The 13,340-nt window shown below is 62.9% G+C and carries 11 protein-coding genes and 2 pseudogenes; 6 read left to right on the top strand and 7 right to left on the bottom strand.

What is annotated here, in order from left to right:
- The first annotated feature begins 34 nt into the window (after nucleotides 1–34).
- Entirely contained in the window at nucleotides 35–1,375 is a 1,341-nt protein-coding gene (locus BLW71_RS23755; protein WP_091802397.1) for an MFS transporter, read from the top strand.
- An 82-nt stretch (nucleotides 1,376–1,457) separates the two neighbouring features.
- Here the strand turns inward: BLW71_RS23755 and BLW71_RS23760 are convergent.
- From BLW71_RS23760 to BLW71_RS23785, 6 genes and pseudogenes are all read right to left on the bottom strand, one after another.
- Nucleotides 1,458–1,754 (bottom strand): annotated as a pseudogene (locus BLW71_RS23760) (aldehyde dehydrogenase family protein); the annotation flags it as partial.
- A 147-nt stretch (nucleotides 1,755–1,901) separates the two neighbouring features.
- Nucleotides 1,902–3,542, bottom strand: coding sequence for an IS66 family transposase (gene tnpC / locus BLW71_RS23765; protein ID WP_091793202.1), 1,641 nt, complete (start codon nucleotides 3,540–3,542; stop codon nucleotides 1,902–1,904).
- A 90-nt stretch (nucleotides 3,543–3,632) separates the two neighbouring features.
- Nucleotides 3,633–4,001 (bottom strand): IS66 family insertion sequence element accessory protein TnpB, encoded by a 369-nt coding sequence (tnpB, locus tag BLW71_RS23770; protein WP_177204968.1) that lies wholly within the window; start codon nucleotides 3,999–4,001, stop codon nucleotides 3,633–3,635.
- On the bottom strand, nucleotides 4,001–4,492 hold the full coding sequence (tnpA, locus tag BLW71_RS23775) for an IS66-like element accessory protein TnpA (protein WP_091800339.1): 492 nt from the start codon (nucleotides 4,490–4,492) through the stop codon (nucleotides 4,001–4,003). The genes tnpB and tnpA overlap by 1 nt, the downstream gene beginning before the upstream one ends.
- A 65-nt stretch (nucleotides 4,493–4,557) precedes the next feature.
- Nucleotides 4,558–5,817 (bottom strand): annotated as a pseudogene (gene mmsA / locus BLW71_RS23780) (CoA-acylating methylmalonate-semialdehyde dehydrogenase); the annotation flags it as partial.
- A 257-nt stretch (nucleotides 5,818–6,074) separates the two neighbouring features.
- Complete coding sequence (locus BLW71_RS23785; RefSeq protein WP_091802399.1) at nucleotides 6,075–7,031, bottom strand: LysR family transcriptional regulator; 957 nt, start codon at nucleotides 7,029–7,031, stop codon at nucleotides 6,075–6,077.
- A 260-nt stretch (nucleotides 7,032–7,291) separates the two neighbouring features.
- Between BLW71_RS23785 and BLW71_RS23790 the strand changes: the two genes are divergently transcribed.
- From BLW71_RS23790 to aroQ, 3 genes are read left to right on the top strand one after another with little or no spacing between them, the layout of a single operon-like run.
- Nucleotides 7,292–8,698, top strand: coding sequence for an MFS transporter (locus tag BLW71_RS23790; protein WP_091802402.1), 1,407 nt, complete (start codon nucleotides 7,292–7,294; stop codon nucleotides 8,696–8,698).
- A gap of 33 nt (nucleotides 8,699–8,731) precedes the next feature.
- Nucleotides 8,732–9,799: a Gfo/Idh/MocA family protein gene (locus BLW71_RS23795; RefSeq protein ID WP_091802405.1), complete on the top strand. Its 1,068-nt coding sequence runs from the start codon at nucleotides 8,732–8,734 to the stop codon at nucleotides 9,797–9,799.
- A 46-nt stretch (nucleotides 9,800–9,845) separates the two neighbouring features.
- Complete coding sequence (aroQ, locus tag BLW71_RS23800; protein WP_091802408.1) at nucleotides 9,846–10,283, top strand: type II 3-dehydroquinate dehydratase; 438 nt, start codon at nucleotides 9,846–9,848, stop codon at nucleotides 10,281–10,283.
- Nucleotides 10,284–10,343: 60 nt separating this feature from the next.
- Here the strand turns inward: aroQ and BLW71_RS23805 are convergent, their stop codons facing one another.
- Complete coding sequence (locus BLW71_RS23805; protein ID WP_091802411.1) at nucleotides 10,344–11,432, bottom strand: hypothetical protein; 1,089 nt, start codon at nucleotides 11,430–11,432, stop codon at nucleotides 10,344–10,346.
- Between the two features lie 199 nt (nucleotides 11,433–11,631).
- Here BLW71_RS23805 and BLW71_RS23810 point away from each other — a divergent pair, with 199 nt between their 5' ends.
- Nucleotides 11,632–12,537, top strand: coding sequence for a LysR family transcriptional regulator (locus tag BLW71_RS23810; RefSeq protein ID WP_091802414.1), 906 nt, complete (start codon nucleotides 11,632–11,634; stop codon nucleotides 12,535–12,537).
- A gap of 131 nt (nucleotides 12,538–12,668) precedes the next feature.
- Nucleotides 12,669–13,340, top strand: coding sequence for an HAD family hydrolase (locus BLW71_RS23815; protein ID WP_091802417.1), 672 nt, complete (start codon nucleotides 12,669–12,671; stop codon nucleotides 13,338–13,340).

Below are 13,340 nucleotides of genomic sequence, written 5' to 3' on the forward strand. Positions count from 1 at the left end.
ACGCCGCCCGCATCCTTCATCAGGGAACAGCCCGGTGAATGGCACTTTCCGTTCGCTGAGCAATTTCAACTACCGGGTCTGGGCAAGCGGTGCGATCGTCTCCAACGTCGGCACGTGGATGCAACGCACGGCGCAGGATTGGCTCGTCCTCACGGAACTCACGCAGCACAACGCGACCGCCGTGGGTATCGTCATGTCGCTGCAATTCGGCCCGCAAATGCTGCTGTTGCCGCTGACCGGTTATGCCGCCGATCACTTCGATCGTCGAAAGCTGCTGTTCGCGACCCAGGCGGCCATGGGGTCTCTCGCGCTGGGCCTCGGCATCCTCACCGTCACCGGGCTCGTACAACTGTGGCAGGTCTATGTCTTCGCGGGGCTGCTCGGCTGCGTCACCGCGTTCGATTCGCCGGCACGGCAGACCTTCGTGTCGGATCTGGTCGGCGAACACGATCTGTCGAACGCGGTCGCGCTGAACTCCACCTCGTTCAACGCGGCGCGCATGATCGGCCCTGCCATCGCGGGGCTGCTGATTGCTTCCGTGGGCACCGGCTGGGTGTTTCTCATCAACGCGCTGTCATTCGTCGCGGTACTCGGTTCGCTGCGCATGCTGCGGGTGAGCGAACTACATCTGAAGCCGCGCGCGGTGCGCTCACGCGGCAGTTTCGTGGAAGGCTTCAAATACGTGTGGAAGCGTCCCGACCTGAAGGCCGCTTTGCTGATGCTGTTCCTGATCGGCACGTTCGGCCTGAATTTCCCGATCTTCATCTCGACGATGTCGGTCACCGCCTTTCATGCGGGTGCCGGCGAATACGGCGTATTGAGTTCGACCATGGCGATCGGCTCCGTGACCGGCGCGCTGCTTGCCGCGCGCCGGGCGAAACCGCGCATGGCGCTGCTGCTCGGCGCGGCGGGCGTGTTTGGCGTGGGCTGTACCGTGGCCTCGCTCATGCCGAACTATGTGTTGTTCGGCCTTGTGCTGATCGTGATCGGCGTATCGACGCAAACCTTCACGACCTCGACCAACAGTCTCGTGCAACTCTCCACCGAGCCCGCCATGCGCGGCCGGGTCATCGCGATTCTGCTGGCCATCGCGTTGGGTGGCACGCCGCTCGGCGCGCCGGTGGTCGGTTGGGTCGCCGACCGTTTCGGCCCGCGCTGGGCGCTCGGCGTGGGCGCGGCATCGGGATTCGCGGCGGCGGTGGTCGGCTTGCTCTATCTGGTGAAGTACCGCCAGTTGCGTGTGTATGTCGAGGGCGGGCGGTTGCGCTATAGCGTCGACGATCCACGCCAGGCGCCCGCGTATGTGAGCCCCGCGGTCGCCGTGCAGAACGCCGTGTTGAGCGAAGTGGAAGAAGATTCGTCTTCGGGCGTTTAACAAGCCGTTGTGAAGGCCTGATGCAAAAAAGCCGCGCCTGACCAGGCGCGGCTTTCTCATTCCGGCAGACTCGCCAGAAGACTTACTTCGCCACCGGCATCGTGAATTCAGCCCCCTTGGCGATGCTGTCCGGCCAGCGTTGCATGATGCTCTTGTAGCGCGTATAGAAGCGCACGCCCTCTTCACCATAGGCGTGATGGTCGCCGAACAGCGAACGCTTCCAGCCGCCGAACGAATGCCATGCCATCGGCACCGGAATCGGCACGTTGATGCCCACCATGCCTACCTGAATCTGCCGGCCGAACGCACGCGCCACACCGCCATCCGACGTGAAGAGCGACACGCCGTTGCCGAACTCGTGCGCGTTGATCAACTGTAAGCGGTGAATTTAGCACGCCGAATCGAGAATCATTTGCAAGTGACGGCCGAGCGTAGCCGCACCTCGGCGGTTAAAATCAACCGGCGATGTCTGCATCGGGGTGATGGGAGCGCGCGCAGTCATGATGACCGGCGCGCGTTCGGTGCGTCAGCCGGTCTGTGCCTTGGCCTGTTGTTGCCGCGCATAATTGAACGGCAGCAGGTCGGTCACGTCGGCATCCGGCGCACGCTGCGGCAGCTCCGTGAGTACATGCAGCAGATAGTCGTACGGCTCGACGCCGCAGGCCCGGCATGTGAGGACCAGGCTGTAGATCGTGGCGCTGGCCTTTGCGCCATCAACTGTGTCGCTGAACAGCCACGATTTTCTTGAAGTAGCAAACGGCCTGATATCGCGCTCGATCACGTTGTTATCGATTGCGGCGCAACCGTCAGTGACGTAGCGGCTGAGATATTCCCATTGGTTGCGCGTGTAGGCAATCGCCTTGCCGAGCAGGCTCTGGGGCGCCACCTTCGGCGCCAGTTCATCGAGCCATGCCTTGAAGGACTCAAGCAGCGGCACACTGTGCTTTTGCCGCAGGTCGTACGTGTAGTCGGCTCGCGTCAGGCCAGTAGGCAGATCGCCTTTGGCCAGCGCCTCGACACGGTACAGGGCCTGGAAGTACTCAAGCGCCTTCGCCACGCGAGCGTTCGGCATCTTCTGCTTGCCGGAGTCCGTCTTTTTCGCGGCGGCCTTGTCCGCCTTGACGAACAGCCTGCGGGCGTGAGCCATGCAGCCGAAGTGCTTTGCCTTTTTCAAGGTGCGCCAGGCGCTGTAGCCGTCGCTCATCAGCATGCCGCTGTAGTCGCCGAGGAACTTCTTCGGATGCTCCTGGCCACGCCCCGGCTGGTACTCGAACAGCACCACGGGCTCGGCGCAGTCCTGGGCGCTGCGGTAGCACCACATGTAACTCTTGCTCTGCGCGGATCTGCCGGGTTCCTTGAGTACCTGAACCGTCGTTTCATCGCCGTGGATCAGCGGCTGCAACAGCAACGTTTTATGCAGCGCATCATACAGGCGGCTGTAGTGCAGTTCGCTGGGGCGAATGATCCAGTGGGCGAGCGTGCCGCGACTCACCGGGATCTGCCAGCGCGCGAGTGCCTCCTGCATCCGGTACAGCGGCATGCCGTCGACGTACTTCGCGCTCGCGACCGTCGCGATCACCGATGCGTCCGCATGGCTGCCCGGGATCGGCTGAACCGGCATCGGCGCAAGCACGACCGGGGTATGTTCGGCGTGCCGCTCGCAGTGCCGGCACGCCCACTTGGAACGCACGTTCTTGCGGACTGTCCACTTGACCTCGACGTGCAACTGTTCGCTGACGTCCTCGCCGATGCGATGCAGCTGATTGCCGCAACAGGGGCAGCCGCGCTGGTCCTCCGGCAGGTCGTATTCGACTGGTTCACGCGTCAGGTACGCCGGCAATGGCTTGCGTCCGGCCTTGCGTCGTTCAGGCTGGCTGGCCGGTGGCAATCCGGTGTCGGGCAGCTCAGGCTGGACACCGTCATCGTCTTCGTCGCCCGGTTCGGTCCGTGCAATCTGCTCGGCTTCGTCGAACACGCGATCTTTGCGTTTTTCGCTTTTCGGTGCGAAACGCTCGGCCTGCAGCAGGCGGAGCTGCTCCTCGAGTTGCTCGACGCGCTGGTTCAGTTCGCCGATATGTTTCGCGTCGCCGGCTACACGTGCCTGGAGAGCGTGGATATAGCCCTGGACCGCCCTGGGTACGCGTTTGAGGTCGGGTGCATTCTTCATGCACTCCAGGATAGCGAAACGCAGTGCGCCGTGGGTTTACGTCAATTCGTAAATGGCGCGCCTGCCGTTGTTTACGTGCAACGCATCGGGCTAGCTGACGTGCTGGTAATGGCGCACGGGATGACGACGAAGCGCGTCGATGTCGATGCCGTCGATGTCGATGCCGTCGAGCAACCAGTGAAGCTGCTGCGTTGTCAGTTCGATCACCTCCTGATTCCGCCGGGGCCACACGAAACGGTCTTCCTCGAGCCGACGCAGCAGCAGCCAGAAACCGGTGCGCTCGTACAGCAGAAGCTTGATGCGATCGCATTTGCGGTTGTGGAATGCATAGACGGCACGGGCGAGCGGGTCCAACTGCATCGATTCCTCAACCAGGGCGGCAAGGGTGTTGATGCCGCAACGGAAATCGATCGGCTCGCGGTACAGGTAGACGTGCAGGTCATCGGCGAAGCGCAGCATCAGCGACTCCTCAATGCGTCGATCATCGCCCTGAGCAGTGCCGTGTCCTGTTGCGCACATTCAAGTTCAAGACTTACCCCGTTGGGCAATTGCGCCACCAGCCGTGAAGGCAACGGCGGGCGTTGTGAGGCCCGCATCGGCTCGCGCCGTGCCGCAACTGGCTCAGCGTCGGGCAGCGCCGGCCTGGATGGCAAGTGCATCGCCTCAGCACCAACCACTTCCAGAACAGGAACGAATGCCGGTGCCATGGCTGGCGCCGACTGCCGTGCACGTCGGGGACGTGTCTTTTGGCGCGCCAGGCTAATCCATTTGCGAAGCTGGTTGGCGTTCACTCCAGCCTTCAGCGCCAGCCCGGCCACGGAGGCCCCAGGCTTTTGGCACGCCTCGATCAGCTTGCGCTTGCCCTCACGGTCGTACCGGTTCTTGCCGTCGGCCGATTTGCCGATCACCCGCAGGGGCAGGAAGTCAAAGTCAGTTTGTAGGTCAGTCATAAGTTGCGTCCGCAATGTGTAAGCTGCGGACGCAATCTTGTTCCCTCTCACCCGCATGTTCCAGATGAGCCGAAATTACCGCTTACGATCAACTCAACGGCGCTCGCGAAATCGGGTACACGCACCACCGCCAGCACCGGGCCGAAGATCTCTTCCTTGTAGATCTTCATTTCCGTGCCGACGTGGTCGAACAGCGTGCCGCCGATAAAGAAGCCGTCTTCGCTCGCCACCGCGTGCGCGCGGCCGTCGACGATCAGCTTCGCGCCTTCCGCTTCGCCCGAGGCGATATAACCGGCCACCTTGGCCTTATGTTCGGCGGTAACCAGCGGACCCATTTCGGCGTCGAGATTTTCGCCGTTCTTGATGACGAGCGATTTGACGCGCGGCACCAGCTTTTCGATCAGCTTGTCGGCCACGTTGCCGACCGCCACCGCGACCGAGATCGCCATGCAGCGCTCGCCTGCCGATCCGTAGGCCGCGCCGATCAGCGCGTCGACCGCCTGGTCGAGATCGGCGTCGGGCATGACCACCAGATGATTCTTCGCGCCGCCGAGCGCCTGCACGCGCTTGCCGCGCTTCGACGCTTCCGTGTGAATGTATTCGGCGATCGGCGTGGAGCCCACGAACGACAGCGCCGCCACGTCCGGGTGATCGATCAGCGCATCCACCGCCACCTTGTCGCCGTTGACGACGTTGAACACGCCGTCGGGCAAACCGGCTTCCTTCAGCAATTCGGCAATCCGCAGCGACGCCGACGGATCACGCTCCGAGGGTTTCAGCACGAACGTGTTGCCGCAGGCGAGCGCGACCGGGAACATCCACATCGGCACCATGACCGGGAAATTGAACGGCGTGATGCCGGCGACCACACCGAGGGCCTGACGCAGATTCCAGTTGTCGATGCCGCCGCCGATCTGGTCGGTGAAATCGGTCTTGAGCAGGTTCGGAATGCCGCACGCGAACTCGACCACTTCGATGCCGCGCACCACTTCGCCCTGCGCGTCCGTGAACACCTTGCCGTGTTCGCGTGTAATCAGCATGGCCAGTTCGTCGTGATGCTGGTTGAGCAGTTCCTTGAACTTGAACAGAATGCGCGCGCGCTTGAGCGGCGCGGTCTCGCTCCAAGCGGGAAAAGCGGCCTTGGCGGCCTGGACCGCCGCATCCACTTCCTCGACCGACGCGAGGGCGACCGAGCCGGTCACCTTGCCGGTGGCGGGATTGAACACGTCCTTGAAACGGCCGCTGGCCGGCGCGGCCGGCGCACCGCCGATGTAATGGCCCAACTGCTGCACCGACAGCTTTGCTTGTTCATTCACTGCATTCATGTCTTACCTCGTGTTCGGGATCAACCGCGGCATGCCAGCGCCGGGTCATAGGCAAAAAATCGGGCTACGTCGCACCACCCTGAGCGGCCATCCGCTCGCCGGCAGGCTCCATTGAGACTTGCCAACTGTATCGACGGTGCCGGTCATACTCCCGATACAGCCAAATAAAACCGCGCCTCACTGTATTGTTTTCTGTGTGACAACTGTATTGGAACGTGGATCTCGCCCACCCTCGCGCGGCGTCACGACCAATCCGGTCAAAACCCGCCCACGCCGCGCGTCACCAGCGCATGCGGCCCACTCGTCAGCTGCTCCCTGAGGAACTCGATGCACACCTGGACCTTCGCCGACGACGACAACCGCTCCGCCGTCACCGCCCATACGTCGGCGGATTGCATGTAGTCAGGCAACACACGCACCAGTTCGCCTGCACGCAGGCTCTCGGCGACATCCCAGATCGATACCATCACCACGCCGAAGCCATCCCTCGCCCACTGCACCACGATATCGCTGAGGTTGGACGCAACGCTGCCCGTCACCTTCACGCTCTTTTCGCCGTCCGGTCCACTCAGGCGCCACACGCCGAAGCGGTCGTCGCGCCCGCGAAACAGGAGGCAATCGTGCTGCGCCAGCTCGGCCAGTTCGACCGGCGCGCCGCGCCGTTCCAGATATTCGGGCGATGCGCAGAGTATTCGCGCACTCTCCACGATCTTGTGCGCAATCAGGTGAGGCTCCTGCACTGCGCCCACCCGAATGTCGATATCGAAGTTCTCGCCGACGAGGTCCGCGCGCCGGTCCAGCAATTCCAGCCAGATCTCGAGGTTCGGATGACGCTTGCGCAACATGGCCAGAATCGGCGAAACGTGTTTGCGGCCGAGCCTCAAGCTCGTGCTGATGCGCAGCAAACCACGCAACTCGGTGCGCCGGTCGGCGAACGCGTCGGCCATGCCCTGCACGTCCTCGAGTATTTTCTGCGCCCACTGCAAAGCGGCTTCGCCGTCGCTCGTCATGCTGACGCGGCGCGTGGTGCGCTGAAAGAGCTTCACACCGAGGCTTGCTTCCAGCATGGCAAGGCGCTTGCTCACATGGGAGGGCGACAGCCCCATGTCAGTCGATGCCGCCACGAAGCTGCCCCGGCGGGCAATGTTGCAGAACAACTGGAGGTCGCGCAGGAAAGATTCATTGCTGGCTGTGAGCGCATTCTGATTTTCCATTTGGCCGCATTGTGTCGGTACAGAAGCACATTACCCTAGCTTCAACGGGCCGATCGGGCAAGCCAGGTGGGTCTGACAAATACTCCGGACAACCAGGCACTGGTTAACCCTATGAGCGCGGATTCACCCGCTGCATCGCAGCATTCGAGCACCGCGCGCAGACCGTGCCCCGGGAAATCCTGGCTTGCATAGTTTCACTTTCAGGGCGCAAATGAATCCAGCCGTAGAAGCTGATTAAACATTTCTGTTCAGGAGACGACATGGAAACGAATACATCGGCGGGAGGCCACGAGCACCGCTCGCAGGCTCGCAAGGCAACCGCCAGCGGCTGGATCGGCTCGGCGCTCGAGTACTACGATTTCTTCATCTACGCGCAGGCGGCGGCGCTGATCTTTCCGCAACTGTTCTTTCCCTCGGGCAATCCGAAGATCGCGATCGTGGCTTCGCTCGCCACGTATGGGGTCGGTTACGTCGCGCGGCCGATCGGTGCGCTGGTGCTTGGGCATTGGGGCGACACCCACGGCCGCAAGAACGTCCTGCTCGTCTGCATGTTCCTGATGGGCTTCTCGACGATGGCGGTCGGCTTCCTGCCCACGTACCACCAGGTGGGGCTGCTCGCCCCCGCCCTGCTGGTGGTGTTTCGCCTGATTCAGGGCTTCGCGGTCGCCGGTGAAATCTCGGGCGCGAGCTCGATGATTCTCGAACACGCACCATTCGGACGGCGCGGCTATTACGCGAGCTTTACGCTGCAAGGCGTGCAGGCGGGCCAGATTCTCGCCGCCGCGGTATTCCTGCCGCTCGCGTACTACATGGAAGAAAGCTCGTTCAATTCGTGGGGCTGGCGTATTCCCTTCCTGTTGAGCGCGGTGGTGCTGATTGCCGGCTACATCATTCGCCGCGAGGTCCACGAAACGCCCGCCTTCGCCAAGGAAGACGAGAGCGGCAACGTGCCCAAATCGCCGATTGTCGAAGCCTTCCGCTACAACTGGGGCGATATGCTGCGCGTGGTCGGCTGCTCGCTGATGAACGTGATCCCGGTCGTTGCCACGATCTTCGGCGCGGCCTACGCGGTGCAGGCTTCGTACGGCATCGGTTTTTCCAAGAGCGTCTATCTGTGGATTCCGGTGATCGGCAACATCGTCGCCGTGCTGGTGATTCCCTATGTGGGCAATCTGTCCGACCGGATCGGCCGGCGCCTGCCGATCATCGTCGGCGCGCTCGGCGCGGGTCTGCTCTCGTTCGGCTACCTCTACGCGATCAGCATCCGCAACGTGCCGCTCGCCATGGTCATGTCGATCCTCATGTGGGGCATCATCTATCAGGGGTATAACGCCACCTTTCCGAGCTTCTATCCGGAACTGTTCCCGACCCGCTCACGGGTCTCCGCCATGGCCATCGGCCAGAACATCGGCACGACGATCACCGCCCTGCTGCCCGCGCTGTTTGCCTATGTCGCGCCGCCCGGATCGCATAACGTGCCGCTCATCATCGGCGCGATCACCTTCGGCATCACCATCATTGCAGCGGTGACCGCATGGAGCGCACGCGAGAACTACCGCGTCAAGCTGAGCGATCTGGGCGAGCCCAATGCGGTGCCGATCGACAAGCTCAGCTATGAGCGCATGCGCGCCGAGACCATGGCTGAAGCGAAGAAAGCACTCGCGTAATCGCGCGCTCCCGACCCTCGGAGGAATTCGCCCATGAACCGGATCCGGATCGCCGTAGCGGGCGCGGGTTACATCGGCCGCGCGCACATGGCTGTCGCCCAGCAGAGCGACACATGCACGCTGTCGGCGATCGTCGATCCGTCGTCGGCGGCGCAAGCGCTCGCCGTCCAGGCCGGCGTTCCGCTTTACCGGACGCTCGAGGAACTGCTCGAACGGGATCGTCCAGACGGCGTGATTCTGGCCACACCGAACCAGTTGCACGTAGAGCACGCCTTGACCTGCCTCGCGGCCGGCGTGCCGACGCTCCTAGAAAAGCCGATAGCGCCCACGGTCGACGCCGCCGAGGCGCTGGTCCGCGAGGTCGAGCGCTGCGGCGTGCCGTTGCTGATCGGGCATCATCGCGCGCACAGTCCGATCATGGCCCGCGCAAGGCAACTGATCGACGAAGGCCGGCTCGGCAAACTGGTGGCGGTGATGGGCAGCGCGGTCTTTTTCAAACCGGACCAGTACTTCTCCGACGCACCATGGCGGCGCCAGCCGGGCGGTGGGCCGATTCTGCTCAACATGATCCACGAGGTGCACAACCTGCGAATGCTATGCGGCGACATCGTCGCCGTGCAGGCGTTTTCCTCGCACGCGACACGCGGCTTTCCAGTCGAAGACACGGTGGCGATCAACCTGCGCTTCGCGAGCGGCGCGCTCGGCAGCTTCATGCTGTCGGACACGGCGGCAAGCGCTCGCAGTTGGGAGCAGACCTCGCAGGAAAACAAGGCTTACCCTTCGTATCCGGATGAAGACTGCTATGTGATCGCGGGCACTTTCGGCTCGCTCGCCGTGCCCACCATGCGGCTGAAGACCTATCGGGAAGCCGCGGATCGTTCGTGGTGGAAACCCTTCGAAACCGGCGTCGCCGACATGACCCGCGACGATCCGCTCAAGCTTCAACTCGACCATTTCGGGCGTGTCATTCGAAGAGAAGCAGTTCCGCTCGTCAGCGCCAGCGACGGCCTGCAGAACCTGCGCATTACCGAGGCGATCGCCGCAGCGGCCGACACGGGCCTCGCGATCGATACGACGCCCGCAGTCGCCGCGGCCCATTGACGTCGCGCCGCCCACACCACTAATTCCGTCACGCGAGGGAAGCCCCATGAAAACGTTCGTGATGCTCCACGGCATCAATCACAACATGTTCGGCAAGCGTGACCCCGTGCAATACGGCACGGTGACACTGGCCGAAATCGATAGCAGCTTGCAGGCATTGGGTAAGGAACTGGGCGTCCAGGTCGAGAGCTTTCAGACCAACAGCGAGGCGGCCATGTGCGAGCGCATCCATCGGGCCTTCACGGACAACGCCGACGGCGTCATGATCAACGCCGGCGCATGGACGCATTACAGCTACGGCATTCGTGATGCGCTGGCGATTTTGACGGTGCCGGTGGTGGAAGTCCACATGTCGAACATCCACGCGCGCGAAGCGTTCAGGCATCAATCCGTCTTTGCGGAAATCGTCAAAGGGCAGATTTGCGGCTTTGGGGTCGACAGTTACCTGCTGGGTTTGCGCGCGGCCGTTTCGGCGGCGGCCTAGGCGGCAGGCGGCGAGTTCGCCTCGCCGCGTTCAGTGCCCGTCACCGCGCGCGGCGAATGCTTAGCGCCATGCGTCGGTCAACTCGTTGGCGAGCACCATCTTCTCGCGGATCACTTCCACGAAGGCGGCGTTTGCCCCGGCATGCGCCTTGAGAAATTTGAGCGCGGCGGAATGCACCGTGCGCATGGACCGTCCGTCGATTCCGTTCATGCGTGCGACGCTGCGACGCGTCTCTTCAACCAGGTCGCGTGCGTTGCCGAAGTCGGGCGACAAAGCGCTTTGCGTTTCGAACCCCGCGCTCAATTCCAGCGCGTAGTCGCGCGAGGCCCCAAGCCGGTCGATGTCGAGCAGCAGATCGACCCCGTCTGCCATGCGCAACGCACAAAGAATCCACAACGCGACGAATGCCCGATACGCGTTATTGCCTTCCGCCGTGCGCGCATAGTGCTCGCACGCCGCTGCATAAGCGTCTTCCGACGTGGGCGCGGCAGGCGGCAAACTCACGCCGCAGATTTCGATAGCCTGCTTTACCAGCGGATCCGTCTGATTCAGCCCCAGCACACGAAACGGCGCAGCCACGAAAAACGCATTGCTCCATTGCCGGCTGAGTAACCATCCCGATGCGAACTGCGACGCCGGATTGCGCAACACGCCCACGTGCATGGCCCGCGGAAAAGCCTGCTTCAGCCAGGGCAGACGGCCTGACGAACGGCAAAACTTGAAAACCGGCACACGGCCCTGTTCGGTGGTGCGCTCGCACAGATTGCGCAAATAGGCTTGCATCGGGGCAAACGCCGCGTCCGGCTCGCTTGCAAAGCGATCGAGACTGAAGCCTCTCCGGTATCCGGCCACACCGCGAGTACTCTCCTGCAAAAATGGCCGGTATTCTTCAAAGTACGGCGCGGCGAGCGGCGGGTGCCCGGAGGTCAGCGTGGGACGCGACGCGGAAACGTCGGCGAGGCTCAGATCCGCGAGCACATTGCTGAGCGGTTCATAGAAGGCAGTCACGGTCTCGAGTTCGCGCAGACGCGACCAGACCCACGTTCCCGCACTACGCCAGCCCGTGTGCAGAAACACCGCCTGTTTCAAGGCGCTGTTCTGCGCGGCATCGTTTGACAGGCCATTCGACGGCCCATTGGACAACGGCATTTGGACTTCTCTTCAAATGAAAGTAACCGGAAATCGGCGCAAACGCGCACTTTAGCGGCTCGTGCCGCCTACTGGGTGACAGAAGCGTCACTTTACCTTGCAAACCAGGCTGCCTTCTTCGGCGCATGCGCAAGTCCAACTGGAAGCGCGCATTCAAACACTTTAAGCTGCCAGATTTGCGAACTCAAACGTTGCTGCCATGAACGACTCGGCCGATATCCGCTTCCTGTTGACACTGCGCGAAAACGGCAGCCTGATCGCCGCGGCGCGAAAGCTGGGGTTGTCGCCCTCCGCGGTCACCCAGCGCCTTCAGCAACTCGAAAAGAAACTGGGCGCGCAACTGGTGAACCGCTCCGCGCGCCGCCTGCAATTCACGGAAGAAGGCACGTTGCTGTGCGAACGCGGCGCCGAGCTCGTCCAGCAATTCGACGCGCTGTTCGAGGATTTGCAGATGCGCCGCGGCGGGCTCGTCGGCACGCTGAGAATCAACGCGCCGCTGGGGTTCGGGCGGCGGCACCTCGCACCCGCGATTGCCGAGTTTCAACAGCAACATCCGGATGTCGACATTGCGCTCACGCTCTCCGACCGCCCGTTGACCGAGACAACCGACCGTTTCGATATCGTCGTGCATATCGGCGAGTTGCCGGTGTCGAACCTGGTCGGCTACACGATTGCGCCGAATGCGCGTTTCGTCTGCGCCGCGCCGGCATTGATCAAGCGAATGGGCACGCCGGACTCTCCGGACGATTTGAGCAAACTGCCCTGCATCGTGCTGCGCGAGAATAACGAAGACGTCTCGCTGTGGCAGTTCAGCAAAGGCCGCACGCGTCGCAGCGTGCGCGTATCCGCCCACCTGAGTTGCAACGACGGCGACGTGATCCGCCAATGGGCATGCGAAGGCCGCGGCGTGATCCTGCGTTCCGAATGGGACGTGGCCGACGACCTTGCCAAGGGCAGGCTCATCCGTTTGCTGCCGGAATGGAAAGCGCCCGCCGCCGACGTCATCGCGCTCACGCATCAGCGAACGGGGCTGCCGGCGCGCACCCGCCATTTCATGCAGTATTTGCAGAGCAGGTTCAGGCCGCAGCCGCCCTGGCGGCGATGAGTGTCGCGCTCCGATCGAGCGAAGTCACGCATGAAGCATTCAGTCTGACTGAATCTATGAGTTAGCCCATTTGAACGTCGTCACGCGGATCAAACTTTATAATCAGCTCACCGTTTCTTGCCGGTTAGATCATGACTCTCGCTTCCGCGCCCGCCGCCTATCCCAAAGCGGTCCTGTTCGACCTCCTGACCGCCCTGCTCGACTCATGGAGCTCATGGAATCGCGCCGCCGGCTCCGAACAGGCGGGCCGCGCATGGCGTGCCGCGTATCTGCGCCTGACCTACGGCTGCGGCCGCTACATTGCGTATGAACAACTGGTGCGCGAAGCCGCCGCACAAGTCGGCCTGCCCGAATCCGCCGCGCTCGCGCTCGAGGCGGACTGGCTGACGCTTACGCCGTGGAGCGGCGCCCTCGACGCGTTGCAAACGCTTGAGCCGCACTGCAAGCTGGCCATCGTCACCAACTGTTCCGCGCGCCTCGGCACGCAAGCCGCCAACCTGTTGCCGGTTCGCTGGGACGCCATCGTCACCGCCGAAGAAGCCGGCATGTATAAACCCGACCCGCTGCCCTACCGCCTCGCGCTCAAAAAACTGGGCGTAGCGGCGCACGAAGCCGCATTCGTAGCCGGTTCCAGCTACGACATGTTCGGCACGGCCGCCGTCGGCTTGCGCACGTACTGGCACAACCGCGTCGGCCTGCCGCTCGTCAGCGGTGCGCAGCCGCCCGAGATCGAAGCGCCGACGCTCGACTCGCTCGTCCCGTGGCTCGCGCGCTTCGGCGCGAACCAGCATGACCTTGCATGA

Source organism: Burkholderia sp. WP9, from assembly GCF_900104795.1.
In the GTDB taxonomy this organism is placed as follows: domain Bacteria; phylum Pseudomonadota; class Gammaproteobacteria; order Burkholderiales; family Burkholderiaceae; genus Paraburkholderia.

Coding starts and splice junctions, on each gene's coding strand:
- tnpC (WP_091793202.1), bottom strand. CDS start 3,542: ATGAAGAATGCACCCGACCTCAAACGCGTACCCAGGGCGGTCCAGGGC.
- tnpB (WP_177204968.1), bottom strand. CDS start 4,001: ATGCTGCGCTTCGCCGATGACCTGCACGTCTACCTGTACCGCGAGCCG.
- tnpA (WP_091800339.1), bottom strand. CDS start 4,492: ATGACTGACCTACAAACTGACTTTGACTTCCTGCCCCTGCGGGTGATC.
- BLW71_RS23785 (WP_091802399.1), bottom strand. CDS start 7,031: ATGGAAAATCAGAATGCGCTCACAGCCAGCAATGAATCTTTCCTGCGC.
- BLW71_RS23790 (WP_091802402.1), top strand. CDS start 7,292: ATGGAAACGAATACATCGGCGGGAGGCCACGAGCACCGCTCGCAGGCT.
- BLW71_RS23795 (WP_091802405.1), top strand. CDS start 8,732: ATGAACCGGATCCGGATCGCCGTAGCGGGCGCGGGTTACATCGGCCGC.
- aroQ (WP_091802408.1), top strand. CDS start 9,846: ATGAAAACGTTCGTGATGCTCCACGGCATCAATCACAACATGTTCGGC.
- BLW71_RS23805 (WP_091802411.1), bottom strand. CDS start 11,432: ATGCCGTTGTCCAATGGGCCGTCGAATGGCCTGTCAAACGATGCCGCG.
- BLW71_RS23810 (WP_091802414.1), top strand. CDS start 11,632: ATGAACGACTCGGCCGATATCCGCTTCCTGTTGACACTGCGCGAAAAC.
- BLW71_RS23815 (WP_091802417.1), top strand. CDS start 12,669: ATGACTCTCGCTTCCGCGCCCGCCGCCTATCCCAAAGCGGTCCTGTTC.